At 43.0% G+C, this 26,078-nt stretch carries 31 protein-coding genes; 24 read left to right on the forward strand and 7 right to left on the reverse strand.

Annotated elements, in window-relative coordinates:
• Window positions 1-2 precede the first annotated feature (2 nt).
• From BBH88_RS02085 to BBH88_RS02100, 4 genes are all read left to right on the forward strand, one after another.
• Complete coding sequence (locus BBH88_RS02085) at window positions 3-1,271, forward strand: acetyl-CoA hydrolase/transferase family protein (protein ID WP_006829341.1); 1,269 nt, start codon at window positions 3-5, stop codon at window positions 1,269-1,271.
• A 614-nt stretch (window positions 1,272-1,885) separates the two neighbouring features.
• Window positions 1,886-3,202 carry an IS1380 family transposase gene (locus BBH88_RS02090; protein ID WP_065536202.1) on the forward strand — a complete coding sequence of 439 codons (1,317 nt, stop codon included), beginning with the start codon at window positions 1,886-1,888 and terminating at the stop codon, window positions 3,200-3,202.
• A gap of 181 nt (window positions 3,203-3,383) precedes the next feature.
• Window positions 3,384-3,764 carry a MarR family winged helix-turn-helix transcriptional regulator gene (locus BBH88_RS02095; RefSeq protein ID WP_269148243.1) on the forward strand — a complete coding sequence of 127 codons (381 nt, stop codon included), beginning with the start codon at window positions 3,384-3,386 and terminating at the stop codon, window positions 3,762-3,764.
• Entirely contained in the window at window positions 3,757-4,929 is a 1,173-nt protein-coding gene (locus BBH88_RS02100) for an MFS transporter (RefSeq protein WP_006829339.1), read from the forward strand. Before BBH88_RS02095 ends, BBH88_RS02100 begins: the two co-directional genes overlap by 8 nt.
• A 149-nt stretch (window positions 4,930-5,078) precedes the next feature.
• Here BBH88_RS02100 and trhA read toward each other — a convergent pair whose 3' ends face one another.
• Window positions 5,079-5,726: a PAQR family membrane homeostasis protein TrhA gene (trhA, locus tag BBH88_RS02105; RefSeq protein ID WP_006829338.1), complete on the reverse strand. Its 648-nt coding sequence runs from the start codon at window positions 5,724-5,726 to the stop codon at window positions 5,079-5,081.
• 139 nt (window positions 5,727-5,865) lie between these two features.
• Between trhA and BBH88_RS02110 the strand changes: the two genes are divergently transcribed.
• On the forward strand, window positions 5,866-6,438 hold the full coding sequence (locus BBH88_RS02110) for a DUF1836 domain-containing protein (protein WP_006829337.1): 573 nt from the start codon (window positions 5,866-5,868) through the stop codon (window positions 6,436-6,438).
• Window positions 6,438-6,902 (forward strand): YaiI/YqxD family protein, encoded by a 465-nt coding sequence (locus tag BBH88_RS02115; RefSeq protein ID WP_006829336.1) that lies wholly within the window; start codon window positions 6,438-6,440, stop codon window positions 6,900-6,902. The genes BBH88_RS02110 and BBH88_RS02115 overlap by 1 nt, the downstream gene beginning before the upstream one ends.
• Before the next feature lie 33 nt (window positions 6,903-6,935).
• Here the strand turns inward: BBH88_RS02115 and BBH88_RS02120 are convergent, their stop codons facing one another.
• Window positions 6,936-8,039, reverse strand: coding sequence for an S-layer homology domain-containing protein (locus BBH88_RS02120; RefSeq protein ID WP_065536225.1), 1,104 nt, complete (start codon window positions 8,037-8,039; stop codon window positions 6,936-6,938).
• Window positions 8,040-8,474: 435 nt separating this feature from the next.
• A complete protein-coding gene (locus tag BBH88_RS02125) occupies window positions 8,475-8,975 on the reverse strand; it encodes a glycerophosphoryl diester phosphodiesterase (protein ID WP_006829334.1) in 501 nt (166 codons plus the stop codon).
• Between the two features lie 253 nt (window positions 8,976-9,228).
• On the opposite strand from BBH88_RS02125, the gene BBH88_RS02130 reads away from it, so the two are divergent.
• The 7 genes from BBH88_RS02130 to BBH88_RS02160 all read left to right on the forward strand — a co-directional run bounded on the left by BBH88_RS02130 (window position 9,229) and on the right by BBH88_RS02160 (window position 14,745).
• On the forward strand, window positions 9,229-10,299 hold the full coding sequence (locus BBH88_RS02130) for a type III polyketide synthase (protein ID WP_006829333.1): 1,071 nt from the start codon (window positions 9,229-9,231) through the stop codon (window positions 10,297-10,299).
• The gene (locus BBH88_RS02135; protein ID WP_006829332.1) at window positions 10,296-10,808 is read left to right on the forward strand and encodes an isoprenylcysteine carboxyl methyltransferase family protein; all 513 of its coding nucleotides are present in this window, start codon (window positions 10,296-10,298) and stop codon (window positions 10,806-10,808) included. The genes BBH88_RS02130 and BBH88_RS02135 overlap by 4 nt, the downstream gene beginning before the upstream one ends.
• A 94-nt stretch (window positions 10,809-10,902) precedes the next feature.
• Window positions 10,903-11,184, forward strand: a complete 282-nt coding sequence (locus tag BBH88_RS02140; protein WP_006829331.1) for a hypothetical protein — start codon at window positions 10,903-10,905, stop codon at window positions 11,182-11,184.
• A gap of 93 nt (window positions 11,185-11,277) precedes the next feature.
• Window positions 11,278-12,369 carry an AI-2E family transporter gene (locus tag BBH88_RS02145; protein ID WP_006829330.1) on the forward strand — a complete coding sequence of 364 codons (1,092 nt, stop codon included), beginning with the start codon at window positions 11,278-11,280 and terminating at the stop codon, window positions 12,367-12,369.
• Window positions 12,370-12,484: 115 nt separating this feature from the next.
• On the forward strand, window positions 12,485-13,270 hold the full coding sequence (locus BBH88_RS02150; RefSeq protein WP_006829329.1) for a transporter substrate-binding domain-containing protein: 786 nt from the start codon (window positions 12,485-12,487) through the stop codon (window positions 13,268-13,270).
• A gap of 105 nt (window positions 13,271-13,375) precedes the next feature.
• Window positions 13,376-14,020: an amino acid ABC transporter permease gene (locus BBH88_RS02155; RefSeq protein ID WP_006829328.1), complete on the forward strand. Its 645-nt coding sequence runs from the start codon at window positions 13,376-13,378 to the stop codon at window positions 14,018-14,020.
• Entirely contained in the window at window positions 14,017-14,745 is a 729-nt protein-coding gene (locus BBH88_RS02160) for an amino acid ABC transporter ATP-binding protein (RefSeq protein WP_040852115.1), read from the forward strand. Before BBH88_RS02155 ends, BBH88_RS02160 begins: the two co-directional genes overlap by 4 nt.
• 202 nt (window positions 14,746-14,947) lie before the next feature.
• Here the strand turns inward: BBH88_RS02160 and BBH88_RS02165 are convergent, their stop codons facing one another.
• Window positions 14,948-15,388, reverse strand: coding sequence for a peptidylprolyl isomerase (locus tag BBH88_RS02165; protein ID WP_065536224.1), 441 nt, complete (start codon window positions 15,386-15,388; stop codon window positions 14,948-14,950).
• A gap of 78 nt (window positions 15,389-15,466) precedes the next feature.
• The gene (locus BBH88_RS02170) at window positions 15,467-16,258 is read right to left on the reverse strand and encodes an SDR family oxidoreductase (protein ID WP_065536223.1); all 792 of its coding nucleotides are present in this window, start codon (window positions 16,256-16,258) and stop codon (window positions 15,467-15,469) included.
• Window positions 16,259-16,415: 157 nt separating this feature from the next.
• Between BBH88_RS02170 and BBH88_RS02175 the strand changes: the two genes are divergently transcribed.
• Window positions 16,416-17,402 (forward strand): NAD(P)/FAD-dependent oxidoreductase, encoded by a 987-nt coding sequence (locus BBH88_RS02175; protein ID WP_006829324.1) that lies wholly within the window; start codon window positions 16,416-16,418, stop codon window positions 17,400-17,402.
• 189 nt (window positions 17,403-17,591) lie between these two features.
• On the opposite strand, the gene BBH88_RS18725 is transcribed toward BBH88_RS02175, so the two are convergent.
• The gene (locus BBH88_RS18725) at window positions 17,592-17,915 is read right to left on the reverse strand and encodes a BCCT family transporter (protein ID WP_065536222.1); all 324 of its coding nucleotides are present in this window, start codon (window positions 17,913-17,915) and stop codon (window positions 17,592-17,594) included.
• Window positions 17,916-18,303: 388 nt separating this feature from the next.
• Between BBH88_RS18725 and BBH88_RS02185 the strand changes: the two genes are divergently transcribed.
• The 9 genes from BBH88_RS02185 to BBH88_RS02220 all read left to right on the forward strand — a co-directional run bounded on the left by BBH88_RS02185 (window position 18,304) and on the right by BBH88_RS02220 (window position 25,417).
• Window positions 18,304-19,119, forward strand: a complete 816-nt coding sequence (locus BBH88_RS02185) for a 3D domain-containing protein (protein WP_065536221.1) — start codon at window positions 18,304-18,306, stop codon at window positions 19,117-19,119.
• A 232-nt stretch (window positions 19,120-19,351) separates the two neighbouring features.
• Window positions 19,352-20,107 carry a gluconate 2-dehydrogenase subunit 3 family protein gene (locus BBH88_RS02190; RefSeq protein ID WP_006829321.1) on the forward strand — a complete coding sequence of 252 codons (756 nt, stop codon included), beginning with the start codon at window positions 19,352-19,354 and terminating at the stop codon, window positions 20,105-20,107.
• A 19-nt stretch (window positions 20,108-20,126) separates the two neighbouring features.
• A complete protein-coding gene (locus BBH88_RS02195) occupies window positions 20,127-21,839 on the forward strand; it encodes a GMC family oxidoreductase (RefSeq protein ID WP_065536220.1) in 1,713 nt (570 codons plus the stop codon).
• Between the two features lie 18 nt (window positions 21,840-21,857).
• Window positions 21,858-22,082: a twin-arginine translocase TatA/TatE family subunit gene (gene tatA, locus BBH88_RS02200; RefSeq protein WP_006829319.1), complete on the forward strand. Its 225-nt coding sequence runs from the start codon at window positions 21,858-21,860 to the stop codon at window positions 22,080-22,082.
• Between the two features lie 10 nt (window positions 22,083-22,092).
• On the forward strand, window positions 22,093-22,947 hold the full coding sequence (gene tatC, locus BBH88_RS02205) for a twin-arginine translocase subunit TatC (RefSeq protein ID WP_006829318.1): 855 nt from the start codon (window positions 22,093-22,095) through the stop codon (window positions 22,945-22,947).
• A gap of 164 nt (window positions 22,948-23,111) precedes the next feature.
• Window positions 23,112-23,585, forward strand: coding sequence for a GNAT family N-acetyltransferase (locus BBH88_RS02210; protein WP_006829317.1), 474 nt, complete (start codon window positions 23,112-23,114; stop codon window positions 23,583-23,585).
• Window positions 23,586-23,759: 174 nt separating this feature from the next.
• Window positions 23,760-24,173 (forward strand): NUDIX hydrolase, encoded by a 414-nt coding sequence (locus BBH88_RS02215; protein ID WP_083387734.1) that lies wholly within the window; start codon window positions 23,760-23,762, stop codon window positions 24,171-24,173.
• Between the two features lie 77 nt (window positions 24,174-24,250).
• A complete protein-coding gene (locus BBH88_RS19340) occupies window positions 24,251-24,418 on the forward strand; it encodes a hypothetical protein (protein WP_169314368.1) in 168 nt (55 codons plus the stop codon).
• Between the two features lie 57 nt (window positions 24,419-24,475).
• On the forward strand, window positions 24,476-25,417 hold the full coding sequence (locus BBH88_RS02220; RefSeq protein ID WP_006829315.1) for a magnesium transporter CorA family protein: 942 nt from the start codon (window positions 24,476-24,478) through the stop codon (window positions 25,415-25,417).
• Window positions 25,418-25,452: 35 nt separating this feature from the next.
• Here the strand turns inward: BBH88_RS02220 and BBH88_RS02225 are convergent, their stop codons facing one another.
• Window positions 25,453-25,764, reverse strand: a complete 312-nt coding sequence (locus tag BBH88_RS02225) for a hypothetical protein (protein ID WP_006829314.1) — start codon at window positions 25,762-25,764, stop codon at window positions 25,453-25,455.
• Between the two features lie 171 nt (window positions 25,765-25,935).
• On the opposite strand from BBH88_RS02225, the gene BBH88_RS19095 reads away from it, so the two are divergent.
• Entirely contained in the window at window positions 25,936-26,073 is a 138-nt protein-coding gene (locus BBH88_RS19095) for a hypothetical protein (RefSeq protein WP_154669114.1), read from the forward strand.
• Window positions 26,074-26,078 lie beyond the last annotated feature (5 nt).

Here is a 26,078-nt window from a genome sequence, read left to right on the forward strand (position 1 = left end):
TAATGGGAAAAGCGTTAACACCACAAGAAGTTATAGATTTAATCGATCCCAAAGCGGATCTGATCATCCCGATTGCTAATGGGGAACCAATCCGGTTACTGGATATATTGGAAGAAAATGCACAACAATTGGATGGAGTAAAAGTCCATCAAATGCTCGCTTTGCGCTCACGGTCGTACATTCAAGGCGAAATAGAGCAATTGCGGCATGTTTCGTATTTCCTGAGTGGGGCTACTCGAAAAGTTTACCAGCAAGCAAAGATGGAGCTGGTCCCAAACAATTTTCATGAAATGCCGCGTATGCTTCAAAATGTCACCAAAATGTCGATGATTTTGACGGTAGCTTCGCCGATGGATGAACACGGTTATTTCACTTTGGGAACACAAGCCGATTACATTGCTGATTTTATTGGGAAAGTGCCATTTATTCTAGAAGTGAATGACCAAATGCCACGAACATATGGTCGCAATCAAATACATGTCAGCCAAATTTCGGGATATGTGGAGCATCACACAGCCCTTTCAGAAGAGAAGATTCTGGAAGTCAGCGATAAGGATCTGTTGATCGCCTCTTCAATCATTCAAGATATTCAAGACGGTGATACACTGCAAATCGGAATCGGTTCCGTTCCGAATGCAGTCATCAGTATGTTGAAGGACCACAGGCACTTAGGAATCCACACGGAAATGTTGCCGGACGGCGTCGCAAATCTGGTAGCTGCGGGTGCGGTGGATGGAACACGGAAGTTTACGAATCCAGGAAAAATCGTTGCCACTTTCGCTTTTGGTTCCAAAAACCTGTATGATTTCATCGATAACAACCCAGCAGTTGAATTTTTGCCGGTAAGTGTCGTCAACGATCCAAGAGAAATTGCCAAAGAAAAGAATATTGTGTCTATCAATTCGACAACAGAAGTGGATTTGTTCGGCCAATGTGCATCTGAAACGGTTGGCGGAAAGTATTATTCGTCAAGTGGCGGACAGGTTGATTTTGCCCGGGGTGTTCGGTTTGCGGAGAATGGAAAAGGTTATATTTGCATGCCATCAACTGCCAAAGATGACACCTTATCACGGATTAAATTATCGCTTGCTCCAGGCTCAGTGGTGACCACCGGAAAAAATGACGTGGACAATATTGTTACTGAATATGGAGTAGCCCATTTGCATGGGGTTTCTATCTCAGAACGTGCCAAGCGCTTGGTAGCCATCGCACATCCAAAGTTCCGTGAAGAATTATTGTTTGATGCAAAAAAACAGGGATTTCTGATTTAGTAAAAGAAGAAAAGAGACTGTCCCACAAGTTTCGAAAAGTAAAATTGGAGGAGAAAAAAATCAAGCCTTTTTCTCTTCCAATTTTTTGTCTGCATTTTGAGAACGGGCTGACTGGAATAGAGGTGGCAAAGTGCAAAGATGTGCTCCTGTATCGCTCTGCTAGCCCTTTCGAAAAGATATTGTCCAAACTCTCTTCGTACAATGTCTTTTCGCCGAAATGACAATTAGCCGATCTTTCCGAGAACGATAAAAGGACTGCCACCAAAAGTCATTTTTCGTGATCTTTTGGGACAGCCCTATTTTTCTTTGAGAGTCAAAATACTTTCCTTTACAAAGAAATTTAAGGAGCATATAATTACCTGAGTAAATAATTTATGAGGGTGAAGATAATGAAAAACTTGCTATTTCACGAAATTCATCAAAAATCTCGGTTATCAATCAAAGAAGTGAACGAAACCTTAACCTGAATTATTCACCGATTTATTGATAAAGGCCCCAAAACCCGAGTTCATCGGCTTTTGGGGCCTTTGCTTATGCATGAAAAAAATGAAAAAAGAATCCGTTTCTGCTAAGGTTAAATCACCACAAAATAACCAACAGAAAGGATTCTTCTTATGGCTACATTACCGCAAATATCCCTTGATTTCAATCGTCAGATCAAATTATCAAATGATGGAGGTTCACTTTCCTCAGATACCGGCGCGTTCCTGTTCAAGGAATTCGACGTAAAGCTTGGCTTTTCGCAAACCGTGGCGAAGCATCTTCATTTGAAAGATACTCGTTCTCATTGGATCCATTCGAACGAAAAATTATTCGGCCAGAAAATCTACCAGATAATAGCGGGTTATGCGGAAGATGATGCTGCGGACCACCTGACGGACGATCCGATTTTCACTCAAGTTCTCGGACAAGGAGCGTTAGCTTCCCAACCCAGTCTATCTCGTTTTTGGCCACGTTTTAATCCGGAAGCGATGATTCAATTACAACAAGCCAACCAGGAACTGCTCGATAAAGTGCATCGGCACCGGAAAGCTGAAGCGATCATCTTCGATCTGGACTCGACACATGCCGATACCTACGGCAACCAGTGCGATGCGGCGTACAATGCCCATTACGGGACGGTCGGTTTCCATCCGTTGGTCGCTTTTGACGGGATCACCGGTGATTTCTTGAAAGCCCAGCTGCGCCCCGGCAATGTCTACACATCCAACGGAGTCGTGGATTTCATCCGGCCGCTGATTGAACATTATAATGAACAGTTTCCTGAGACGACGCCGTTCATCCGCGGGGACAGTGGGTTTGCCGTTCCGGCTTTGTATGAACTATGTGAAAAGGAATCGGTCTATTACGTCATCCGGCTCAAATCCAATGCCATCCTGCAATGTCTTGCGGAGGAATACCATCCATCTTCGACACCATCTGACAGCACAAAGACCGAATATCATGTTTCAGAAACAACCTATCAGGCGAAAAAATGGGATAAGCCCCGGAAAGTCGTCATCCAGTCCGCACGGCCTGCGGGTGAATTGTTCTTTACCCATACATTTTTTGTGACGAATTTCACGGACGTGTTCTCCCCGGAAGCCATTGTCCGCACCTATCAAAAAAGAGGAACCATGGAAAATTACATCAAAGAAGCTAAAAATGGGTTTGGATTTGATCGAATGAACAGCCATTCCTACCAAGTGAACGAAGCGAAAATGATGCTAAGCCTGTTGGCTTATAATTTAGTGAATTGGCTGCGCACATTAACGTTTCCGGAAGGGCAAAAGAAGATGCAGATCCAGACCATCCGGACACGACTGGTAAAAGTGGCCAGTAAGCTGGTGAAGTCAGGACGGTCTCTTTACTTCAAATTGTCTTCCAGTTTTGTCTACCAAGACTTCTTTTGGAAAATCCTCGCCCGGATTCAACAGCTGAAAATCGAATAGCTTCTCATTACTCCTTTTTTGAAATTTGGATCTCTGCCAAGGGAGTCGTCTGCCCAAAAACGCTCTTTTTAAATGAGTCGATGCAGAATTTCACGTAGATGAAATGAAAAAGAGGAAATATGCCTTAAAAAATTTCGACAATCAGTGAATTTCAGCTAAATTCCCGGATGAGCGACCAAGCGTGAATAATTCAGGCTTAAAGGAATTTAAACTGTACAGTTCTCAGTGGTCTATTCTGTTTTGCCTGAAGCAATTCGGTTCGATGACACAGAAAGAGATTTGGCAGTATTTGAATGTCGAAGCACCAACTGTAACGAGGACAATTGTCCGTTTAGAGGAAAGTGGATGGATATTACGCCGAGAAGGAAAAGATAAACGTGAGCGAATTGTTCAACTTTCTCTTTTTGCTGAACAAAAGATACCGGAAATTGAAAATCGAATTCTTCAAACAGAAGAGAGACTGGTTTCACACCTTTCGGATAAAGAACAAAATCAGCTGCTTGCTTTGCTGAAAAAAATAGGAAGAATGAGTTCTGAAGAAAAGGATATAGGGAATGGCTGAAAAAAGACCGATTTGGACAAAGAGTTTTATTAATATCTCAATCAGTACGTTTTTTATTTTTGTGGTTTTCTATGCACTGCTGACGTTCATGCCGCTTTATGTATTGAATGATTTAGGCGGCACAGTTACAGAAGGAGGAGTGGCGGTTTCTATCTTCCTGCTATCTGCTATTATCATGCGTTTTTTTGCAGGGATGATTCTGGAAAAATTCGGGAAGAAGAAAATACTGATGATTGCTCTCTTTCTGTTCGCCGTCAGTACAGCGTTTTATGTGTTTGTCGGAAGTTTTACAGTGCTTTTGCTGCTGCGCTTTTTCCAGGGCATCTGGTTCAGTTTGGTTACGACCGTAGCTGGAGCCATTGCAGCGGACATCATTCCGCCAGAGCGGCGCGGTGAAGGCTTGGGTTATTATGGAATCGCCATGAATCTTGCAGTAATAGTCGGCCCTTTTATTGCGCTGACCTTGCAACAGTATATCTCAGCACGAATTATTTTTATTGTGCTGGCCGGTATAATGATTATCGGATTCTTTTGTGCTTTAGCCGTTAAAGTGGAAAAGGAGCCGGTTAGTAAAAATGACAAGCATAAAATGACAATCAATGATTTTCTGGAGAAAAAATCCATACCGATTGCAACCGTTGGATTTTTCATATCATTTGCTTATGCGAGTATCCTGACGTTTATTTCCGTTTATACTGAGTCGCTTGGATTAATCAAAGCAGCGAGTTTCTTTTTTGTAGTTTATGCAATAGCTATGCTGCTTGTACGTCCAATTACGGGGAGATTGTTTGACACAATAGGCCCTAGCGTTGTCATCATTCCTTCGATTATTATCTTTGGAGCAGGGCTTATTTCACTGAGTTTTGCGGATTCTTCATGGATGTTGTTAGCTTCGGGAGGATTGGTGGGTCTTGGCTATGGAACATTGCTACCAAGCTTCCAAACGATTGCCATCCGGGCAGCTGATAAACATCGCAGCGGATATGCCACAGGAACCTTTTTCGCTTTATATGACAGCGGAATTGCAGTGGGCTCAGTTTCACTGGGAATCATTGCCGGGATTGTCGGGTATTCAAATCTGTATTTAATGCTCGGTATTTTTGTCATACTTATCGTCTTTTACTATATGTGGATGATGTCCAAAAAACATGCGTCTTCTCACTGAAGAATCGAAAAAGGAGTTCACAAAGAAATTTGTGAACTCCTTTTTTCGTTTCAGCTGATTTAACACTTATCCTATCATTCTGAAAGACTACTTTGAATACTCTGCAGTGTGAATAGCTTATTAGGGCTGCCTAGTTGCTTCTGTTTTTTCTATAGAACATAAAAATAGACGGATAGGAAATGGCAGAGGCTACCGAAAAGGATAAAGAGGTGAAAAATTTCATGGAAGCCCAAATACTTGGAAGACAGAAAGTCGGGTTTTAGTCCATAAATGATACCGCCTACTGTATAGGAAACTCCTCCTGCTATGAGTAGCAGCAAGCCGGTCAAAGACATGCTGTCCGCCAATGGGACCACAGCGAAAATAATAATCCAGCCCATGGCAATGTAGAGTGCCGTAGACAGCCATCTCGGAGCATGAAACCAAATCATTTTAAAGAAGATGCCGCTTAGTCCTAAAATGGCGACAAGGGAAAATAAGGTCCAGCCAAGTGTTCCGCCAAGAGCAATTAGGCAAAAAGGGGCATACGAGCCCGCGATTAAAGTGAAGATCATCGAGTGATCGAGTTTTCGCAAGAACGCAATGATATAAGGTTGTGATAGGGCTGAGTGATAGATGGTGGAAGCTGTATACAACAAGATCAGGCTGATGCCGAAGATGGTAACAGCTGCAACATGCAGAGCGGATTCGTTGGCATAGGCGACTTTGATGACCATTGCTAACAGCGCAGCTAGTGACAACACAGCACCCGCTAAATGGGATAAGGCGTTAAAGGGTTCTCTGATATAGGTGCTCACGTGGAACAACTCCTCTTTATATGTAGTTATTGAAACTACATATAAAGATACTCGCATTAATAAATAGAGTCAAGTTTGGAGAAATCTTAATGATGGGGTAAGATAGCGTGTATGAAACACCTTAGGAGCGTGGGCGCACATGGAGAAAACAAATGAAATCATTGAAGCAATGGCTTTCCATAATCAGATTCTGCCAGAAGATATTCCGAAGATCGATTTGTATATTGATCAGGTCATTCAATTGTTCGAATCTACTTTTGCCGAATCAAAACGTCATCTGGATGAGAAGATTCTGACCAAAACCATGATTAATAATTATGCCAAAGGAAAATTATTTTATCCGGTCCAAAATAAAAAATATAGCCGTAACCATATCATGCTGATCAGCTTGATTTATCAGATGAAAAGCGCATTGTCGATTAATGACGTCAAGCTGGTATTGAATGGCATCAATGAAAAGGCAGCACAAAAAAAGCTGGATCTGGAGCAATTTTATCGAAGCTATTTAAACCTCCAACAGGGCAACACGGAAGTCTTCGCGGATGCCTTAAAGCGGCAAGCGGAAGGGGCTGCCGAACAAGTGGCGGGTGTCGAAGATTCCGAGGAGCTGGAGCGCGTACTGCTCATTGCGTCATTGGTGCATACCAGCAACCTTTACCGGAGAGCAGCGGAGAAACTGGTGGATGAAATTGTGAAAGGAGCGGAGGAGTAATGGTCAAAATTCTTATTGATGCAGATGGCTGTCCGGTCGTTGGGCAGACAATCAACTTGGCTAAAACATACCGGCTGCCGGTCATATTGATTTGCGACACTTCTCACGAGATGCACAGGGAAGGAGCGGAAACCATCACTGTATCCAAAGGCGCTGATGCCGTCGACTTCGTCCTTGTAAACCGTGTCGACAAAGGGGACATTGTCGTTACCCAAGATTATGGACTTGCGGCAATGGTACTTGCCAAACGGGGCATTCCGATTGATCAGAACGGCCGCGTCTATTCGAATGAAAACATTGAACAGCTGCTACACGGTCGCCATGTCGCTAAAAAAATACGTCAAGGTGGAGGCCGGATGAAAGGACCGAAAAAACGGCGTCCTGAAGACAATGAAAAATTCGAAGCAGCCTTAACGGTACTATTGAAAAAAACAAAAGAAAACGAAGGAAAACCCGGCAGATAAAATGCCGGGTCTTTCTTCGTCTAGTTTCAAAGACTAGATAGTCCAACGGTCATTGATGATCGCTTTCAATACCCAGTCTCCGCTGCTGTTTTTCTCGAATACCATGTTCAAGCTTTGCCAGTCCATCCCTTCATATTGCGTTGTGCCAGGGAAATAGAACTCGACAATGGTCGCTTGCGGATACAGTTGGTGAATAAACTCATGTGTAGTTGGCTGGATGGTCCGTCCATAGCGTTCCTTGGCGGTATAAGTCGCATCCATCAAGTACTCATCGTAATACTCAGCAGGTGTCAAATTGATTTCAAAGCCGCTGCCGTCTTGATATCCCCATAAATAATCATTAAGATCATTCATGAAATCAGGAAGCTGAGCTTTAGTGAAAGTGACGCCGCCACTGTCAATACAGCCGCCGCTGTAAGGACAGAAAGTCAATCCTTCTGAAGAGCTGACATAAGCAGCAACATCACCGAAATCCTCGGCTTGCAGGTCCGCCAAGATTTCATTGGCTGTCATAAGCAACTCCTGTTTTTCAGGTATGAAAGCCGGTTCAATCGCGCGGGCCAGGAATGCAGAAAACTGAGCACGTGTGACAGGAGTGTCCGGACGGAACGTGTTATCCGGATACCCGCGTGCAACTCCTCGGTAGGCGAGTCTTGATACAGCATCAAAAGCGAAGTGATTTTCCCTCATATCCCTGAAGTTATTGTCTGGAGCTTCTGGGAAATAATAAGCTCTATCAAGCATTACGGCAGTTTGGGCACGAGTGACAGTCCAATTCGGACGGAAATAATTATTCGGGAAACCGACAATAATTTCCTCTTCAACTGCTGAAGCGATGTAACCGGAAAACGGATGGCTTGCCGGTACATCCCTAAAGCCAGTGGGGCGGGATGTATCGTCCAAATTCAATGCGCGTCCGATCATGGCGACGGCGTGAGCCCGCGTAACGGGATCATTTGGTCTGAAGGTTCCATCAGGATAGCCGTTGATGATTCCTTCTTCGTACAGGTAAGCGATTTCAAAAGCAAACGGGTGACTGGCAAAGACGTCATCAAACAAAACAATCGCTTTGGCGGGAGACAAAAACGAACTGAACATCAGGATGACAGCTGCAATTAAAGACAACAATATCTTCATATTGATCCCTCCCTATTTGATCTTATTTTACCACATTGAAAAGTAAAAAGTAATAACAAATTGTTATAAAAAATAATATAATGAGTAAAAAATAGCTGTAGAGTAATTTTTCGAAAAAATAGAGAATAAAAGAATAAACCTTGTAAACGGTCTGAGCAGAACATTCATTTATCCGATGGACAAACTTGTTAGGGGGCTATTCCGCGACTGATTTTTAAGAGTTGAAGAAAAAGATGATGAGAATGTACAGTAATAGTTAATTTTCACGGTAACAGACGCTGAGGGAATCGAGGATCTTATTTCGAATAACGTAGCTGCCATCTGTTGCTTGTGTTAGCGAATCCAGGCGCTTGGCACCGGACAGAATCCAGATTCAACAAGACTGGTCGGAGAAAGGATGAAGAAGTTGTTAAAGGAAGTGAACCCGGCATGAAATCAGCCGGGTTCGGTTATCTTCATTTTCTTTTCTGCATAATCCATGAATTTCAATGGATGATCTGTCTGAATCATACAGATGCCCCGATCTATAAGCCAGCCCCAGCCTTTATCGGGATCCAGTAGAGAAAGAGAATCTGAATGCCGTGCATTCTCAGCAAAATCAAGCGCATTGCCCCATAAGTTCGTTTGGTCCCTAAGCTTGGCAATGACAGTATCTGACACTACCTCGTCATCTTCTGTATAAAAGAGAAGTTCAACTGCTATCGGGGAGATATCCTCCAGCAATTGGTCGAGTTGATGAAGATTTTTGTCACTCAGCTTATGCATATAAAACATGTTCCGTGGATTTGAATGAAAAAAATCGGTCAATTGTTCAACGGGTTTATCACTTTTTAACATGAAGTGGTCGAATAAATCGTGCTGCTCGACCAGCTCATAAAGTTCATGCCGCAAATTCCAAGCCTTATCTGCGTTGATCATGGCTTTTCCTTTGATCATGGGGAGGACTTCGAGAAGAGTGGGCACTTTCTCATTCGTGCTTTTTGCATTGGGTCCTCCATTCAATTCTTTTAGTGATAGTTGTTTTATTTCTATTAAATAAGTTTATTGGGAAGCATGATAGGGTAATTTTGGAATATTGCTGTAAACCGAAAAGCGTCAGCAACTACAGAACGACAAGGACGGAAATATCGTAGCACTGCCATGGTAGAAATAAAGAATTGATGAATACGATGCAGAGGGGGAAATGTCGATGTCCATGATTCGAAAAGTAGTTACGGAAAATGCTCCATATCATGTAGATCAAAAAGAGATTGTTAGTGTGGTTCGGAGTTTGTTTGGCGGCCATTACGATGACATTGAAAGGCTTTTAAGGGTATTTGGAAACGGCCAGATCGAAGGCCGTTATTTTGCTGCGCCTTTAGATTGGTTTGAAAAAGAGCGAGGTCTGGAAGAGAAGAACCGACTTTATGTGGAGGAAGCGGTAAAAATGGGAAGCCGCGCTGTAGCTCGGTGTCTGGAAGAAGCACAAGTGGACAAAAAGGATGTCGATGCCTTTATCTTCGTATCAAGCTCCGGAATGTCTACACCGACCATTGATGCCCGTATCATGAATAACCTGCAGATGCCTCCGCATATAAAGCGTATCCCTCTATGGGGGCTTGGATGTGCAGGAGGTGCTTCGGGAATCAGCCGTGCCGACGATTATTGCCGTGCGTATCCCGAAGCGGTCGTATTGGTTCTCTGTTTGGAGCTTTGCAGTTTAACCTTTCAGCGCTCTGACACCTCGAAAAGTAATTTGGTTGGAACTTCCTTGTTTGCGGACGGTGCTGCCTGTGCCTTGGTTACGGGAGATAAAGTAAGTTTGCCAGGAGAAGGATTCCATATTAAAGATACACAATCAACCTTAATGCAGGATTCTGAAGATGTTATGGGATGGGACATTAAAGACGAAGGCCTCCATGTGGTTTTTTCGCGTGATATCCCAAAAATCATCGAAAAATGGTTGAAACCCAATGTGGATCATTTTTTAAAAGAAATTTCAAAAACGTCTTTGGATATTACCCATTTCATTGCTCATCCAGGCGGTAAAAAAGTATTGACGGCATATGAAAAATCACTAGGCCTGACAACGGACAAGACGGATATTTCAAGAGCAGTGCTCGCAAAGTACGGCAATATGTCTTCTCCTACAGTGCTCTATGTGCTAAAGGACTTTATGGAAAAGAAACCGCAGCAGGGAGAAGAAGGACTGCTTACCGCTTTGGGACCCGGTTTCAGTTCGGAAATGCTGTGGCTTGAATGGGGAGATTCGGCGCTATGACATTCTTCTATCTGTTGATCGGTTTTGTCGTTTTGCAACGGCTGTTGGAAGTGGTATATGCGCGTTCCAATGAAAAAACCATGAGAAAGCAAGGCGCCATTGAAGTTGGAGCTGAACATTACAAATGGATTGTCCTGCTTCATGTGCTTTTCTTTGTTTCTCTGCTTCTTGAAAGCTGGACATCGGGAATAGAGCTAGGGAGCGGCTGGCAGATCTTTTTAGTCATTTTCGTTGGTGCACAGCTGCTTCGCTTTTGGGCTTTATCTTCTCTGGGACGCTTTTGGAATACCAAAATCCTCATTCTTCCTGGAGCGGACAAAGTGAAGAAGGGACCGTATCGATGGCTGCCACATCCCAATTACATAGTGGTCGTTTTGGAAATTGCGGCGTTGCCGCTCATTTTTGGTGCATGGCGAACAGCTTTGATCTTCAGCATTGCAAATGCGCTATTGCTTTTTTTCGTCCGAATTCCAGCAGAAGAAAAAGCATTGCGTCAGCTGAAATCCTGAAGCATAAAAAAATTCTCTGTAGCTTAGTTAAAAATTCATATATAGGGTATACAAAAAAAAGTGAGAAAAACCATGTACTTTTGGAGGGATTCAGATGAAAAAATCAACGATGAATACACTTATTGGCAGCGCGCTCGCAGCAGCCTCTGGAATTTTTGTTTACAAAGCATATCAGGAACAAAACGCAGTGCGTACAACAGATGATTCGAATATGAGTAACAGTGCGGAAATCGACGAGCGTGAAAGTGTCGATGCATTGGAAGATTCTGCTGAGCAGGGCTTGTCTCAATTAGATTCTGCTTACCGGGATGAATGGCAGGCAAATGCATTCCCACAAACCCATAAAGAAATGCGTGAACTTGAAGAAGATAAGTAATAGAATGACAGTAAGCGAAAGCAAAGCTTTTTTTGCTTTCGTTTTTTTGTGTGTTCTAGAAATTGCTGACATGTAAGGAGATGAGGAAAAGTTTTGTGGATTAAGAAACCATTTTTTGAATATACAACTGCGATACTACTGGTTGCAGTCACCTTGTTTTTTCTGGGGAAAATCGATTATCTTTTTGAACCGTTGCAAATTGTCATCGCTACTATCTTCGCCCCAATTCTAATAGGGGGTCTTCTTTACTACCTATTGCGACCTTTTGTCAAGTGGCTGACGCGTCATGTACCTAAACTTGCTGGAATCGGAATTGTCTTTACAGTCATCGTCTTAATTTTTTCCATTCTGATTTATTTTTTCGGTCCGGTTATCACTACTCAGGTCGAAAGCTTGGCAAACTTAGCTCCAGAAACTGTTGAAGAAGTAGCCGAGGAATCGAATAATTTTCTGTCTGATTTTCAAATAGGAGGAGTCACCGGTCCAGAAATAAGAGCATGGACTTTAGATTATTTGCAAAATCTTTCTGAAGGCTTGTTGGAGAATGTGATGAGCATTTTGACCATGATCATGAATATCGCTATTGTGCTGATAGTCGTCCCGTTCGTCTTGTTCTTCCTATTAAAAGACGATGAAAAGTTCATTCCGCATTTAATAAAGTATTTGCCGGAGGAACATAAGCCTGAAGGTGAAAAAGTATTGAGAGATGTCGATCGAACATTGTCTGCGTTTATTGTAGGCCAGGCAATTGTAGCTGCTGCAGTTGGGGCATTGATGTATATAGGCTATTTGATCATCGGACTGGATTATGCCCTCAGTTTGGCTATTTTTGCGATGTTCCTGATTATCGTCCCGTTTTTGGGTCCACTAATTGGGATTATTCCTGCACTGTTTGTTGCTTTGATGAGCGGCGATATGTGGATGGCGATAAAAGTGATTTTGGTTTTACTGGTAGTACAGCAGCTAGAAGGGAATTTGGTCACGCCAAATATCATGGGCAACCGCTTGAATATCCATCCGTTGACGATTATCCTGCTATTGATGATTGCCGGAGCATTGTACGGATTTATCGGTATTTTGATCGCGATTCCTGCATATGCGGTTATAAAAACGCTAGTTCATAATTTTCGGCTGTTTAACCGCTTGCGGAAAAAAAGAGAAGTGGCTAACAAAGAGGTTCATTAATCCTGTTTAATTTTATAAAATGTCGGATATTTTTTATCAAAGGTTCTGAAATTGAGAAAATTGTGATATATTAATATTCAGATGGACCGATGGAAGAAAACAAGGGGGAAATAAAATGAAAAAGTGGAGTCTTTTAGCACTACTTATTGCAACGATGCTCATAGTTGCTGCCTGTGGATCCGATGAAAGTGAAGAAGGCGCGACAAGTGGTGACGGCAGCAGTGAAGGAGAAACGTATACAGTAGGAATCGACACAACCTACCCACCTTTCGAATTTGAAGTAGATGGCGAATATACGGGGATCGACATTGATTTGATTAAGGCAATTGCTGAAAACCAAGGGTTTGGAATTGAATTTAGCCCGATGGATTTTGGTGGAATTATCCCGGCTTTACAGGCAGACCAATTGGATGTCGCGATTGCTGGTATGAGTATTACGGAAGAACGTCAAGCAGTAGTTGATTTTTCAGATCCTTATTTTGATGCAGGATTGTCTCTTGTTGTAGCTGAAGAAAATACAGACATCATGGCTCTAGAAGACCTTGAAGGCAAGACTGTAGCGGTGAAGAGCGGGACAACAGGTGCTCAATTCGCCCGCGACAATGAAGCGGAATATGGCTATACCGTTGCACAATTCGAAGATAGCCCATCCATGTTCCAGGAAGTTTCAAATGGCAATGCGGATGTGCTGTTGGAAGATTATCCAGTTATTGCTTATGCAATTGCCGAAAGTGGACTTGCTTTGAAAACAGTGGGTGAGCGTTTAACCGGAGATCAGTACGGAATTGCAGTACTGAAAGGTGAAAACGCAGAACTGCTTGAACAAATCAATGCGGGTCTTCAGGAATTGCGCGACAGCGGAGAATACGATGAAATTTTGGCGAAGTATATCGCAGAATAAAAAAACTTCATTTAGTGAAAGTCTTATTGATCGTTAAAGTGGGATAAAAAATGAATGCAGCGCGCAGAAGCGCGCTGCATTTTTTTATGTAAAGGGGATACGTGTATGGATACAATTGTCAATGCTTTTCCGTATTTAATGGAAGGGCTGCAAGTTACACTTTATATTTTTGCGATCGCCATTGTTATTGGATTCCTGATTGGTTTGGTTGTTGCACTGTTCAGACTGGCACCGCTGAAAATCCTGAATTGGATTGCTAAAATCTTTGTTGACGCCATTCGTGGGACGCCGTTCATCGTCCAGCTGTTCTTTATTTATTTTGGCCTAAATTCGTTGGATTTTATATCATTGGACAATACAACAGCCGGAATTGTGACGGTGGCTATCAATGCGGGTGCCTATTTCTCGGAAATCATTCGTGCCGGTATTCAATCGATTGATAAAGGACAAACAGAGGCAGCGCGCTCACTTGGTCTGAATTCGACACAGAATATGCGTTATATCATTTTGCCGCAAGCTTTCAGACGAATGCTGCCGACCATTACCAACCAGGCAATTATTTCATTGAAGGATACATCCCTGCTATCGGTCATTGGAGTTGCAGACTTGACGCAAGAAGGCCGAATTCAGGCCAGCGCCACGTTTGATGCCTTTAATGTTTACTTAATCCTAGGGATCATTTACTTCGTCATCATATACTTGCTCTCCATGTTGGCGAGCTACGTAGAAAGGAAGTTTGTTTTACGATGACTATGATCAGAGTAGAAAACTTGAAAAAATCATTCGGCAAGCTGGAAGTGTTGAAGGATATGAGTACTGTCGTAGAAGAAAAAGAAGTGATTTGTGTGATTGGCCCATCCGGTTCAGGGAAAAGCACGTTTCTTCGCTGCTTAAACCGACTAGAAGAAATTACGGGTGGACATGTCTACATTGAAGGAACGGACATTACCGATTCCAAAGTGGACATTAATAAAATCCGTCAAGACGTCGGAATGGTGTTTCAGCAATTTAATTTGTTTCCTCACAAATCGGTACTGGAAAATGTGATTCTGGCACCAATGAAAGTGAAGAAAAGCGACAGAAAAGCTGCTGAGAAAAAGGCCTATGAATTGTTGGAGAAAGTTGGATTGAGCGAGAAAGCGAAAGCTTATCCAGGAGAACTTTCGGGTGGTCAGAAGCAACGTGTTGCTATCGCGCGTGCACTTGCAATGGACCCGAAAATCATGCTTTTTGATGAACCGACTTCTGCACTCGATCCTGAGATGGTAGGAGATGTGTTAGACGTCATGAAGCAACTAGCACGTGAAGGCATGACCATGGTCGTCGTAACGCATGAAATGGGATTCGCCGCTGAAATGGGCGATCGCGTGTTGTTCATTGATGGTGGTTATATTGTCGAAGAAAACGTACCGAAAGAATTGTTCGGTAACCCGCAACATGAGCGGACAAAAGCGTTTTTAAGCAAAGTGTTGTAGAAAATGCGCCTGCGGGCGTATTTTTTTTCGCTTTTTGGCGCTTGGAAAGTATTTGCTTCGATTTGGATAGTAATTCATGCCAAACGGAAAGTATTTCACTCGAAACGGAAAGTATTTCAAAACTGAGAGAAAATATGATGGAAAAAACGCCAAACAAAAACCGACCTGAATTCTGATTCAGGTCGGTTAAGTTTATTCATCCTTATTTTTCGTCAAAAACGTGAACTTTTGTCATTTTGTCGCCATTGCTCATTGCTTTAGCGGTTTCCAATCCTGAAGTCACTTGTCCAAAAACAGTATGGACTCCGTCAAGATGAGGCTGTGGTGCGTGAACGACGAAGAATTGGCTTGAGCCAGTATCTTTGCCAGCATGCGCCATTGATAAGCTTCCTGCCTGGTGCTTATGCGGGTTGCCTTCAGTTTCGCATTTGATTGTTTTGCCGCTGCCGCCAGCACCAGTGCCGGTTGGGTCGCCGCCTTGGCTTACGAAGCCAGGAATTACACGGTGAAATGTTACATCGTTGTAGAAACCTGAGTTTGCAAGGTCCTCAAAGTTTGCAACAGTGTTGGGTGCTTCGTTCGGGAAAAGTTCGAATTCGATGATTTCGCCATTTTCCATGTGGATGTGTCCTTTTTTCGCCATTCTAAAAACATCTCCTTTATAATTGGTTCATTTCCCAGTATATCGATTTTTAGCTTGCCTGTATAATCATTTGGCACATTACAAGGCTTTTAACGAACCGCCTTCTACGACGAGGGACTGGCCCGTCAAATAGGAGTTGGCAGCTGAAGCGAGAAAAACAATAACTTTGGCAAATTCCGCGGGCTCACCGTAGCGGCCAGCTGGAATACTCGCCTTGCTTTTTTCAACGATTTGTTCAATCGGAACATCTTGCGCGTCTGCTGCAATCTGATCGAGTTCTGCCACACGATCGGTAGCAATGCGCCCGGGACCGACCATATTGACCATGATATTATCTCCTGCCACTTCACGTGCCAACGTTTTCGAGAAGCCGACCATTCCTGCACGGAAGGTATTGGAGAGAATCAGGCCGTCAATCACTTCTTTGACCGAAGAAGAAGAGATATTGATGATGCGTCCAAATTGCTGTTCTTTCATATAAGGAAGTACGGCACGAGAGGCGCGGATATAACTCAGCAAATTTTGGTCGAATGCTTTATACCAGTCAGCATCTTCCACTGCGTCAAATCCACCAGCTTTCGGACCGCCTGTATTGTTGATTAAAACATCAATGCGACCAAATTGATCGGTGACGAATTGGAACAGTTCCTGGATATCAGGCTCTTTGGAAACATCACAAACGTGGGAGAACACTTGTTGGTTACCGGAAGCCTCTTTTATTTCAGTGGCGGTTGCGTCAAGCGCCTGTTGGTTGCGACTTGAAATGATGACCGTGGCGCCTTCCTTGGCAAATTCGAGTGCCGTCGCTTTGCCTAGCCCTTTGCTGGAAGCCATAACCACGACTACTTTTCCATTGATTCCTAAATCCACTACACTCATCCTTTCTTGTCTATCCATTCTTCAGTTTAAGGATAGCAGACAGATAATTCAAATTTTTATTTTTTAAATTTCCGCCATAAGTCCAATGGCGTGAATCCAGGGTAAATATGATAGGATATAGATATTGAGTAGATTAGGAGTGTTATAAATGGGAGAACGCGAAGTTTTTGATATTACAATTATTGGCGGCGGGCCGACGGGCCTGTTTGCTTCCTTTTACGGCGGTATGCGCAAAATGAAAGTGAAGATTTTGGACAGCCTTCCACAGCTTGGAGGTCAGCTGACTGAGCTGTACCCCGATAAATTCATTTACGATGTAGGTGGGTTTCCCAAAATATTGGCAAAAGACCTGGTGGATAACCTTGTGCAGCAGGCGAAATACGGAGATCCCAAAATTTGTTTGGAGGAAACCGTGACAGCTGCAAAGCGCCAGGGGGACCATTTTGTCATTCAGACGGATAAAGGTCTGCATTACACGAAAGCAATCCTGCTGACTGCCGGTGTCGGTGCATTCCAACCCCGTAAACTTACGGTAGAAGAATGCGAAGCGTTCGAAGGGAAAACCCTTCATTATGGTGTTAGAGATTTGACTGTTTTCAGTGACAAGAAAGTAGTCGTTCTAGGTGGCGGCGATTCAGCAGTCGACTGGTCGATGATGCTTGAAAATGTGGCATCCCATGTGACGTTAAGCCATCGCAGAGAAAAAATGACGGCACATGAGGCAAACATTGACATTTTGATGGAATCAAAAGTTGAAGTGAAAAAACCATTTGGTGTCAAAGAGTTGGTTGGTGAAAACGGCCAGATCAATGAGCTTGTATTGATCGACAAAGAAGGCAACGAAGAACGTCTTGAAGTAGATCATGTCATCGTTAACTACGGTAATATCACTTCTCTAGGAGCTATCAAGGAATGGGGACTTGAGATGGATAAAAACTCGGTCATCGTCAATTCTAAGATGGAAACGAGCATTCCTGGTATTTACGCAGCAGGCGACATCGCCACATACGAAGGCAAAGTCAAATTGATTGCAGTAGGCTTCGGTGAAGCGCCAACAGCCATCAATAACGCTAAGTCCTACCTAGATCCGAAATCTAAAGTTCAACCATTGCACAGCACCAGCGTTTTTAAATAACACCAAAAAAGATCCGGCACATGAAAATGTGCCGGATCTTTTTTGGTGTTTGGTGGTTTAAGAAAGTATGTGGCCGCCTCCGCTTTTCTTGTGGTCCAGACTCCAGCGCCCAGCCCCTCGAGTCGCTTCGCCCTAATCAGCAATGGCAAAAAGCGCCATTACCGATAAGGCTTCCAGCGCTTGTCGGGGCTACACGGGCGCTTCCGCTTTTCTTGTTACCTTCTTTTTTTTTTTCGTGAGCGGATCAGTGGCAGCCGCCGTGAAAAGTGAAGTACCGGTTAAGATGATGACTACTGAAAAAGGGAGCGCTGCGATCATTAAAGCATTCTGCAGGCCTTGTGTGCCGCCAGTATAAATGACGATGGCAGTAAGGCCCCAAGTAATTGTGACCAGGTTCGGCGGATTCAACGTGTCGTCTGTTATCTGCATGCCAAGCACGGACGTAGCCGAATCGGCAGGAGTGATGAAAATATCGCAATGACAATCAGCGTAAGAATCGACAGCAAATTTCAAAGTGGATAATATTTTTGGACGCCGAAAGTGACAGTTTCCAAACTGTATTCGTAAATTTCAGCGATACCATTTTGTTCGCAGTTTAACGCGGAAACACCGAACACCGCGAAAAAAATGAAGCAAACTAAATAAGAAGTCGAAACAAAGAAGTTTGATTCAAAAAAATCCCGCTTCTGAGCGCCAAGGCGTCTAAGTATGTGTTAAGAAGATAGGGAGTCCCTGATCTTTTGTCGGAATTGCCCAATGAATTATCAGTTTTATTACAATTTGTAATAAAACATAAATCTGTGTCATTAAATTGTTATGTTCCATCTGCCGTTCTGTCATGTTCCTGAAATGTCAAGGTGTTATGATCATTCTTGTTAGTGAAAAGGAGGAATTTTAATTTATGAAAAAGCAAATCGTTACACTAACTGCTATCGCAGCATTAAGTGTGGGAGCAGCTACGTCGGCTAGCGCTTCATCATCGTATACAGTTCAATCAGGGGACACTCTCTGGGGGATTTCACAAGATAAAAACGTATCAGTAGAAAGCTTAAAAGGACTAAATAATTTATCCTCAGATCTGATCTTGCCGAGCCAAGAACTTAAAGTTGATGGACAAGTAGCGTCAGAAACAAAAGCGGACAACTCAACATATACAGTAAAATCAGGCGATACATTATTTGAAATCGCTAGCGCAAACGGAATTTCATTGGATAGTTTGATGAGCTGGAACGGCGTTTCTGGTCACCTGATCTATCCAGGTGAAGAGTTGGTCGTTAAGGGCGGAACAGCAGTGGCAGAAAAAGCACCAGCCAAAACTGCATCGGCATCAACACCAGCACCAGCACCAGCGAAATCAACAGCACCAGCTCCAACACCAGCAAGTGCTCCAGCAGAAAAAGCACCAGCACAAGCTTCAACGCAGTCTGGTAAAACAATGACTGTTTCTGCGACAGCTTATACAGCTTATTGCATAGGATGTTCTGGAACTACAGCAACAGGAATTGATCTTCGTGCAAATCCAAACCAAAAAGTAATCGCAGTAGATCCTTCAGTTATTCCACTTGGCTCTAAAGTTTGGGTCGAAGGATACGGAGAAGCAATCGCTGGAGACGTTGGCGGCGCAATCAAAGGCAACAGAATCGATGTTTTCATCCCAACACAAAGTGAAGCTTTAGAATTTGGTCGCAAAAACATTACTATCAAAGTCTTAGACTAAAAATTACTATGCTACAAAGCCGAGGTGTTCACTCCCTTGGCTCTTTTCATGTCTTTAAATAAGCAAATAAAGGCGGTTTCTGAGATTTTTCAGAAACCGCCTTTATTTGATAAAAATGATTGTCATAAATTTCTTCAAAATTTATGAATAGGAATTTTCATAAGGGGTATAGTAAATAATATTCTAATATTCAAAAAATATTTATTAGCTCAAATAGAAGGGGGACAGCAAGATGGCAAAAAAGGATAAGAATTTTTCGCGACGGGACTTTCTGAAGACTTCAGGTATTGCAACAGGTGCATTGATTGGCGGCGGAATTATTGGCGGATTGATAGGTGCAAATACTAATCAGCAAGATACAGCTTCACCTACCTCAACTGGCACGTCCGAGGAGTCAATGGGCGCGGCTGGCGGAGTTAGAGGACTCGTATTCTTTGGGAATAACGCAGAATTTGAAATTTTAAATCAAGCCACTGAGCGGATTTTTCCGGAGGATGATTTAGGTCCGGGAGCCATCGGTTTGAAGGTAGCTTACTTTATCGATCAGCAACTGGCGGGTAGCTATGGCGAAAATTCGAAAGAGTACATGCAGGCTCCTTTTTACGAAGGAGAGCCCACGCAAGGTTACCAAAGCCGATTAAAAAGAAATGAGATGTTCCGTCAGGGAATTCAATTGATGCAACAGGAAGCACAGAGTCGATTTAACGCGAATTTCGTTGATATAGAAGGCGAACAGATGGATGAAATTTTGACAGCTTTTCAGGAAGGTGAAATCCAGATGAGAGGAGTCGATTCGCAGTTCTTTTTCCGACTCTTGAGACAGGCTACTTTAGAAGGCGTATACGCGGATCCGATTTATGGCGGCAACGCCAATATGGGAGGCTGGCGGATGAAAGACTTCCCTGGGCATCAGGCTGCCTATATCAATGAAATTGAAAGCGAAGACTTTGTCGAAATCGAACCTCAGTCTCTAGGCATGCATGATTAAATAAAAAGGGGGAACTCATATGGTAACGACTTTAGATAGCGTTGATGTAGTAACGGTAGGGGTCGGATGGACAGGCGGAATCATCGCTGCTGAATGTGCAAAAGAGGGACTTAAAGTGGTCGGGTTGGAACGTGGCCGGGAGCGCGGTACAGAGGATTTTAGCATTGTTCATGACGAATATCGCTACGCAGTCCGCTACGAATTAATGCAGGATTTATCAAGGGAAACCATTACTTTCCGCAACAATCGCCGGCAGCGTGCATTGCCGATGCGTCAGTTGGGATCCTTTTTACTGGGTGAAGGATTGGGTGGAGCCGGAACACATTGGAATGGCCAAACTTGGCGTTTTCTTCCATATGATCTTCAGATAAAAACTATAACGGATGAAAAATACGGAGCCAATAAACTGCCAGCTGAATACACCATCCAGGATTGGGGGATCACCTACGATGAATTAGAGCCGTATTTTGATCGTTTTGAAAAGACGGCTGGCATTTCAGGAGAAGACAAAAATCCGTTTTGGGGCAAGCGGTCGAGTGCATATCCAACTCCGCCGATGAAGAAAACACCAATTTTACAGCGTTTTGAAACAGCCACATCCAATCTGGGGCTATCTCCTTTTATGGTCCCTTCTGCCAACTTATCAGAAGCTTATGAAAATCCGGATGGACAGCAAATCAATGCGTGCCAATATTGCGGATTCTGTGAGCGTTTCGGCTGTGAGTATGGAGCGAAAACTTCTCCGGAAATTACCGTTGTTCCAGCGGCCAGAGAAACAGGCAATTATGAAGTTAAGTTTAATGCCAACGTCGTTGAAGTTATGAAAGAAGGAGACCGGGTAACAGGGGTACGTTATTTCGATACGGTGACTTTTGAAGAATTTATCCAGCCAGCTAACGTCGTGGTTCTGACAAGTTATGTCATGAATAATGCCAAGCTCTTGATGGTTTCTGAAATCGGACAACAATACGATCCAGAAACAGGACAAGGATCACTCGGCAAAAACTATGCATACCAAATTCTTCCAGGAGCAACGGGTTTCTTTGACGAACAGATGAATACCTTTATGGGCGCAGGAGCACTTGGTATGACCGTGGATGATTTTAATGGAGATTCATTCGAACATGGGGATCTGGATTTTATACACGGTGCCAGTTTATCGATAACGCAAACTGGATCTCGTCCGATTCTCGCCAATTCGACTCCACCGGATACGCCATCCTGGGGAGCGGAATTTAAGCGTGCTTCAATTGAAAACTTTACGAGAACCTTAAATGTTGGTGGTCAAGGAGCTTCGATGCCGCATAAAGAGAATTTCTTAGCGCTTAATGGCACTTATAAAGATATCTACGGTGTCCCATTGCTGGAGTTGACTTACAACTTTACTGATCAGGACCGGGCGCTTCATAACTATATCACGGAACGAGCTGGAGAAATCATGCAGGAAATGGGTGCGAAAACAGTAGTGACAAGAAACCCGATTACAGATTATGATATTGTTCCTTATCAAACCACTCATAACACAGGTGGGACCGTTATGGGAGCAGATCAAGCTACCAGTGTCGTCAACAATTTCTTGCAGCACTGGGATGCTGAAAATCTATTTGTTGTAGGAGCTGGAAACTTTGCGCATAATGGCGGTTACAATCCGACCGGGACTGTCGGAGCGTTGGCTTATCGGTGTGCAGAAGGCGTTATCCGCTACAGCCGCGAAGGTGGATCACTTGTCTAACAAAGGAGGGAAAACAATATGGGTGGATTAGCTTCAATTGGGGTACCAGGCTTGATCATCATTTTGGTGATTGTGCTAATTATATTTGGACCAAAAAAATTGCCGGAAATCGGTGGGGCAGTTGGAAAAACATTTTCTGAATTCAAGCGATCAACAAAAGGCTTGATGGATGATGATGACGACGAAACCGTAAAAAAAGAAACTGTCGAGGATAAAGACCTTAAAAAATCTGAGAAGCTATGAAGGTGGTTAGATGGATCCGTATGGAGACAAAAACTTAACAAGTCCGTTGCGTAAAAAAGCGGTGCAGCCAGAGAAACCTGCGGAAAAGGCCCTGGAAAAAATGCCGGAGCCTCCTATTAAAGAGCCGAAACCGCCAGTAGAAGAACCGACGATGAAAGTTGATACTTTAGTCGACCATTTAGGAGAACTGAGAAAACAGTTAATTAAAAGTGCGATTGTTTTCCTTTTTTTCCTGTTGGTTGTCTTTTCAACTTTAAATTTTTGGTTCCCTTATATTGTTAAAGGAAATGATCTGGTTATTTTAGGACCTCTGGAAGTCATTAAATTTTATACGTCCATATCCGCGACACTCGCTTTGGGATTGTCTTTGCCATTCTTGATTCATTTTATTTGGCAATTTGTAAAACCAGGACTTGAAGAAAGAGAGGCACGTTTTCTCGGACTTTACTCTCCCGTTATGCTTGTGCTGTTTATTCTAGGCCTCGCTTTTGGTTACTTTGTTGTTAACCCATTGAGCTTTCAATTTCTGATTGGGCTTGGGATGGCGAACTTTGATGTAATGATTTCAGCAAATGAATATATTCATTTCCTTATAATGACTACAGTTCCGTTAGGCTTGCTTTTTGAGATGCCAATCATTGCCTTATTTTTATCGTCTATTGGTGTATTGACATCGGTTTCAATGAAAAAGGTCAGAAAATGGTCCTATCTTGTGTTGGCCATTGTTTCAGCGTTGATCACCCCGCCTGATTTTTTGAGTCAGTTGCTTGTGTTAATTCCAATGGCAGGACTTTACGAAGCTAGTATTTTCATCATTAAGAAAACAGAGGATAGAAAATCAGCAATTGAAGATCCTGTTCAATAAACAAGAAAGACTGTGTATTATCGCAGTCTTTCTTGTTTATTTATTGAAAGAAAATTCTGATATTTATTGGTAATCGAATCCTAACTGCTATACACTGAAAGAGAAAGCATTTGTCAAGAAATCCGTAAGTAGAAAGTGGATATCCAAAATGAGGAGGATGCGACATGGCAGTAGAAATCAAAGAAATCCAAGACTTAAAGCAAATGGATGTTTCAAAACTGGTTGAAGAAAGTGAAGCAGAAGGCTATCGTTTTTTAAGAAGACTTGTAGATCAGTATGAAGATGGAAGCAATACATTCAATAAGACTGCTGAAGTGCTGTACGGAGTATGGGACCATCATGACCATTTGGTAGCAATCGGCGGATTAAATCGCGACCCGTATTCGAGCAAAGAAGGGATTGGCAGACTTCGGAGATTTTACATTTCTGCGAGTGCCCGCAGACAGGGAATCGGCACAAAATTGCTGCAAAAAATTCTTGAAGATGCGCAAGGTCACTTTCGTGAACTTGTTGTCCGGACAGATTCTTCGGCAGCGGATGCCTTTTACAGGGCAAATGGTTTTTCAGGAGACCTTGGGCTGCCAGATGTCACCCATGGCATCGTTTTGGAGCAGGAACACAGGAAAAAGGCAGAGTAACATCCCACTGAAACGGCGTGCTTCGGCAAGCCGTTTTGTCTTGGCCTGAATTATTTGTGGAAGCCTCCCCAGTGCACTGAAATATGTGGTAACGTAAAAAGAACTGACAGGTGATGACTGTTGAAAAAAGAAATAAGGTGCATACACCGAAAAATAGGCTATAGGAGAGATCGTATGGAAATGTCGAACTGGAAAGGCGCAGCAGGCGTGTGCGTCAATCAAAACAATGAAGTATTATTGGTATTGCAGGGAGTCCCTGGTGAGGATAAGAAGTGGACAGTACCAGCGGGTGGTGTTGAAGAAGGTGAGACTGCCGAACAATGCTGCTCACGGGAATTCTTTGAAGAAACTGGATTGACTGTGCGGGTGCTGGAGAAGTTGAATACACGAACGGGTGAGTATGAAGACTCGGCAGTATCATTCGAAATTACCTATTTTAAAGTAGAAGTGACCGGCGGTGAAATTGCGCTGCGAGAAGGCGATGAGTGGATTGCAGATGTGGCTTGGAAATCGATTTCTGAACTGGGGGAATTAGAAATGGCGTATCCGGATGATGCAGCGCTAATCGAATCATTGACGGTGCATTGATCAAAGTTGGTTCATTGGATTATAAAAAACCAAAACGGGTAATTATGGTATAACAACAGTCCAAGGAGGTGTTTTGGATGAAGAAAGGCCGTAAAAGCAAAGAAGGCGAAAGACTGATTCCAGAAGTCGAACCGCGCCGGAATATGCCGCTTGAAAAAGAGATGGAGCCCATGCCGGACAGGGATCTGGAATACGAAGAAAACTCAAATGAAAAATATAGAGATCATACACCGCAAAAAGAGTAGGCAAGCCATGTACTGGCTTGCTTTTTGCATCGTATTGAATAGAGAGGAGATATAACAATGCCGCAATATGCATTTAAGCATGCAATTTGGCATGAAGAAGATGGAGTTGAAGATTATAATTTCCGTAAATTTCTTCCGGAAAATGAGAAAATGTATAATTGGATCGACAAATCTAAAAATCTGTCCGTTAATATTCTCCATACTCACACGGCGAATCGTGGCAAAGAAGCGCTATGGGGATCATTAATCTATCGACAGAGTGCTAAGTCTAAAGACTCGCGTGAAGTCTTTCACTTCTATTTGTCCAACGAGGTCTTTGTTACCAATAAAATTGATTTTGAAAAAGACGCCGATTTAGAGAAGGAAGAAATTTTACGTCAAATGGAAAGCGCCACTTCTGCTATAGAAGTGATGGTGATCATACTTGGAGAAATGGTCGCTTCCATATTACATAAAATAGATAGTTTCGAAGAACGGTTGCACGATTTACTGTGGGCAATCAAAGAAGAGAACAACAAGAAAACCTTAGGGGAAATCGAGAATATTCGTCATGAAATTTTGTTATGGAAGCATCTCATTATGGGTTTTCAAGAAATTAAAATGGCGATTAAAGAAACGTTCGGAAAAAAAGTCACAGAAGAAATAGAATACCAACGAACTGCTGATCGTATTGAGCGCTGTGTCATGCTCGTCAATTCATACGAAGATGAAGTCAATAACATGGTCGATATCGAAAATGTAGTGGCCAACTACCGAGGCAATGAGATTATGAAAACTTTAACGGTTCTGACTACTTTGTTCACACCGGTCATGGCATGGGGAGCCCTTTGGGGAATGAATTTTGAAAACATGCCCGAGTTGAAATGGCAGTTTGGCTATGTTGGGTCCTTGCTGGTGATTCTTAGCTCGACATTTTTCCTTTATCTTTATTTGAAACGAAAGGGATGGATGGGAGACATCCTGCGGTCCATTGGTAGAAAAAAATCTGGAAATGAGTAAACAAAGGCAGGAACCCGACTGGCTCCTGCCTTTGCTCATTTTGCCTTGTCTTTTTCAAGCTCCTGCAGCAGTTCCGTATAGTGATGCAGGTCGTGATCTCCGTACTTTTCCACGTAGTTTGTAATGGTTTCCTTTAAATCTTTTCGCTGGCGTTCTACTGCTACTAATTTTTCTTTCATCGACTGTCGTCTCCACAGCTCTGCGTCTTGAACATCTTCCATTTTTTCGAGCATATCGATTTCTGCCAGCAATACCAATGCTTCTGTCTTTTTGTCTTCGTATTTTTTCAGTGCCTTCTCTACTTTTCGGGTATCGTTATCAAAAGCCAATCTGGAATACATGGACATTTCCTGATCCCCCTCTCCGCTAGAGTACTGTTACTTTACTGTTTCCCGATTTCAAGGAATTTATACCTACTCTTTAGCAGATAGCAGATAAAAAAGAATATTCCGTCAAAATATTGACGAAAGTCATCGGGGAATGTATAATATAGGAAATATATTAAGGAGGTGGGTAAGATGAATCAAACTGGTAAGCGCATGACAGAATGTCAAAAATATCTCTACATTCTTCATGGCGTTACTTTCACTGGAGTAGCTGAACAGGAGGAGTCTGTCCTTTTTCAACTAACTGCATCGAGTGAAAATTATCAGTAAGAGAC

The organism is Planococcus antarcticus DSM 14505, from assembly GCF_001687565.2.
GTDB lineage: Bacteria > Bacillota > Bacilli > Bacillales_A > Planococcaceae > Planococcus > Planococcus antarcticus.

Excerpts from the sequence above, each read along its gene's own strand:
- BBH88_RS02090 (WP_065536202.1), top strand. The coding sequence starts at position 1,886 with ATGGCTACATTACCGCAAATATCCCTTGATTTCAATCGTCAGATCAAA.
- BBH88_RS02150 (WP_006829329.1), top strand. The coding sequence starts at position 12,485 with ATGAAAAAGTGGAGTCTTTTAGCACTACTTATTGCAACGATGCTCATA.
- BBH88_RS02210 (WP_006829317.1), top strand. The coding sequence starts at position 23,112 with ATGGCAGTAGAAATCAAAGAAATCCAAGACTTAAAGCAAATGGATGTT.
- BBH88_RS02175 (WP_006829324.1), top strand. The coding sequence starts at position 16,416 with ATGGGAGAACGCGAAGTTTTTGATATTACAATTATTGGCGGCGGGCCG.
- BBH88_RS02215 (WP_083387734.1), top strand. The coding sequence starts at position 23,760 with ATGGAAATGTCGAACTGGAAAGGCGCAGCAGGCGTGTGCGTCAATCAA.
- BBH88_RS02165 (WP_065536224.1), bottom strand. The coding sequence starts at position 15,388 with ATGGCGAAAAAAGGACACATCCACATGGAAAATGGCGAAATCATCGAA.
- BBH88_RS02110 (WP_006829337.1), top strand. The coding sequence starts at position 5,866 with ATGGAGAAAACAAATGAAATCATTGAAGCAATGGCTTTCCATAATCAG.
- BBH88_RS02185 (WP_065536221.1), top strand. The coding sequence starts at position 18,304 with ATGAAAAAGCAAATCGTTACACTAACTGCTATCGCAGCATTAAGTGTG.
- BBH88_RS02140 (WP_006829331.1), top strand. The coding sequence starts at position 10,903 with ATGAAAAAATCAACGATGAATACACTTATTGGCAGCGCGCTCGCAGCA.
- BBH88_RS02195 (WP_065536220.1), top strand. The coding sequence starts at position 20,127 with ATGGTAACGACTTTAGATAGCGTTGATGTAGTAACGGTAGGGGTCGGA.
- BBH88_RS19095 (WP_154669114.1), top strand. The coding sequence starts at position 25,936 with ATGAATCAAACTGGTAAGCGCATGACAGAATGTCAAAAATATCTCTAC.
- BBH88_RS02125 (WP_006829334.1), bottom strand. The coding sequence starts at position 8,975 with ATGATCAAAGGAAAAGCCATGATCAACGCAGATAAGGCTTGGAATTTG.
- BBH88_RS02135 (WP_006829332.1), top strand. The coding sequence starts at position 10,296 with ATGACATTCTTCTATCTGTTGATCGGTTTTGTCGTTTTGCAACGGCTG.
- BBH88_RS02100 (WP_006829339.1), top strand. The coding sequence starts at position 3,757 with ATGGCTGAAAAAAGACCGATTTGGACAAAGAGTTTTATTAATATCTCA.
- tatC (WP_006829318.1), top strand. The coding sequence starts at position 22,093 with ATGGATCCGTATGGAGACAAAAACTTAACAAGTCCGTTGCGTAAAAAA.
- BBH88_RS02155 (WP_006829328.1), top strand. The coding sequence starts at position 13,376 with ATGGATACAATTGTCAATGCTTTTCCGTATTTAATGGAAGGGCTGCAA.
- BBH88_RS02085 (WP_006829341.1), top strand. The coding sequence starts at position 3 with ATGGGAAAAGCGTTAACACCACAAGAAGTTATAGATTTAATCGATCCC.
- BBH88_RS02225 (WP_006829314.1), bottom strand. The coding sequence starts at position 25,764 with ATGTCCATGTATTCCAGATTGGCTTTTGATAACGATACCCGAAAAGTA.
- BBH88_RS02190 (WP_006829321.1), top strand. The coding sequence starts at position 19,352 with ATGGCAAAAAAGGATAAGAATTTTTCGCGACGGGACTTTCTGAAGACT.
- BBH88_RS02220 (WP_006829315.1), top strand. The coding sequence starts at position 24,476 with ATGCCGCAATATGCATTTAAGCATGCAATTTGGCATGAAGAAGATGGA.
- BBH88_RS02160 (WP_040852115.1), top strand. The coding sequence starts at position 14,017 with ATGACTATGATCAGAGTAGAAAACTTGAAAAAATCATTCGGCAAGCTG.
- BBH88_RS02130 (WP_006829333.1), top strand. The coding sequence starts at position 9,229 with ATGTCCATGATTCGAAAAGTAGTTACGGAAAATGCTCCATATCATGTA.
- tatA (WP_006829319.1), top strand. The coding sequence starts at position 21,858 with ATGGGTGGATTAGCTTCAATTGGGGTACCAGGCTTGATCATCATTTTG.
- BBH88_RS02120 (WP_065536225.1), bottom strand. The coding sequence starts at position 8,039 with ATGAAGATATTGTTGTCTTTAATTGCAGCTGTCATCCTGATGTTCAGT.
- BBH88_RS02115 (WP_006829336.1), top strand. The coding sequence starts at position 6,438 with ATGGTCAAAATTCTTATTGATGCAGATGGCTGTCCGGTCGTTGGGCAG.
- BBH88_RS19340 (WP_169314368.1), top strand. The coding sequence starts at position 24,251 with ATGAAGAAAGGCCGTAAAAGCAAAGAAGGCGAAAGACTGATTCCAGAA.